2 protein-coding genes are annotated in these 1,761 nt (G+C 48.3%); both read left to right on the forward strand.

The features are described 5' to 3' along the window. Positions 1-631, forward strand: a 631-nt coding sequence (locus KOO63_11950; GenBank protein MBU8922522.1) for a TlpA family protein disulfide reductase, incomplete at its 5' end; no start/stop codon positions are given. A 119-nt stretch (positions 632-750) separates the two neighbouring features. Then, positions 751-1,425, forward strand: coding sequence for a hypothetical protein (locus KOO63_11955; protein ID MBU8922523.1), 675 nt, complete (start codon positions 751-753; stop codon positions 1,423-1,425). Positions 1,426-1,761: the final 336 nt, after the last annotated feature.

The following is a 1,761-nucleotide window of genomic DNA, read 5'->3' on the forward strand; positions in this document are numbered from 1 at the left end:
CAATAAGAAAAAGGAGATCGCTGTGAGGAGTGGAGTTCAGCATTTTTTACTTGTCATGGTAGCGGTCCTATTGGTCCATGCAACGGCGGCAATTTCTGGGCCGACGCTTGGCGGTCCCGCCCCGAACCTCAAAGAGGCGGTTTGGATAAAGGGGGGACCCTTGCCCGAATTTGAACCGGGTCGAATTTATGTCGTGGATTTATGGTCGACTTGGTGCAAGCCCTGCTTAAAGTCCATGCCGGCTCTCCACAAATTGGAAAGTCAATACAAAGATAAGGTTACATTTATCGCTTTGAGCATCTGGGATCCTGAAAAGCCGCAAGTTGTCGAATTCGTTGAAAAACATGGCGAAACAATGCCAGGTCTCATTGCGACGGACTTGGTCCCTCCGGGGAAAGAATTCAATGAAGGCATCTTGGCAGCCAGGTATTTGGGGACCACTGAAAGGGTGTCTGTACCAAGAACATTCATTGTTGACCGAACTGGAAATCTGGTTTGGATCGGTCTACCCTGGGATCTTGAAGTGCCGCTTGAGCAAGTGGTTAATGGAACATGGGACTGGTCGGAATTTGCAGCGTCGTGGGAAAACGACCTGGCCCCCAAGGCCAGCGAAAATTCGGACGCTAATTAGTTGGTGTGATCGTCGATCTATTGATTCGGCTTATAACCCTTATGAGGACTCCCCGTGCCAACCGGGGGCCAGCTGCTATTGGGGAAGTCATAATGTCTAGGTAACTGATAGGAGGGACAATGTATAATCATGTAAAGACATTCGTGGTAATCGTTCCGGTTCTGTTCTGTGCTGTTGGTGCAGCCGCACAATTGGAAAATCAACTATTCCTGGCTGTAGATCAACAAAACTACTTCGAGCAATGTCCCTACGTTCAAGTAGGGCAGGTTTTTTCCGCCTCCTTGGTTTTAGTTAATCCTATTAATCCGAGCTTTTGTCAGGAGGGTTCCCGACCGGTTGATTTTGTTGGAGGGTTTGAGTGTCGGCTATATTCAACGAGTAACGTCGAAGTACTTGGATTTACATTCCCGGTATTTTCAATTGATGTTGGCTCAACTGGGTCCCACTTCGTTGGATATTCGGAGCCTGTTCCGGTTCAAGAAAGCAACTACGGCAGGATGGTCGTTCTTGCCACTGTAGAAGTGCGCTATGTTGGACAAACAGTTTCTGAAGCAAAATCCACAGTTCCTGTTCCTAAATCCCCCCAACCTTGTCAAGGGGCTACAGGAGCAATGTATTTAGGGGAGGCTCGGCCCTTCAGCAGTATCGAAGGTGTTCCTGCGTATGTGGACGCCGATGACCTGGAAAACGCTCTTGTGGCTGCCGATTGCACATACGGTGAAATGCTGTTTATAGAAAAAGCGGTATCCACAGAAGGTAAGACTTGGGAGCAAATAAAGGCAATGTACAGGTGATGGCTCGGTTAGTTACCTAACACTTATGAGGACTCCCCTTGTCAACAGGGGGTCAGCCGCTATTGGGGAAGTCATTATGTCTAGACAGACTGAAAGAATAGCGATATGGCATTGAGTAGCCTTCGGTGTATTCACATTTTCCTACTGCTGGCCGGTATGTCGACCCCATTGATTTGCAATGCCCATCCTCACGCAGAAGAGGAAGACATCTCTGCTATTGGTATTGCTCGAATGGCGGCGAATTCAGACCTGGCATTTTGGGGCACCGTTCATTCTGCGGATGTAGCGCCCAACTATTCTGTCCCAACTTCTAACAATAAATCATGTGACACATTG

The organism is Candidatus Latescibacterota bacterium (assembly GCA_019038625.1).
Lineage (GTDB): Bacteria > Krumholzibacteriota > Krumholzibacteriia > Krumholzibacteriales > Krumholzibacteriaceae > JAGLYV01.

Excerpts from the sequence above, each read along its gene's own strand:
- KOO63_11955 (MBU8922523.1), top strand. The coding sequence starts at position 751 with ATGTATAATCATGTAAAGACATTCGTGGTAATCGTTCCGGTTCTGTTC.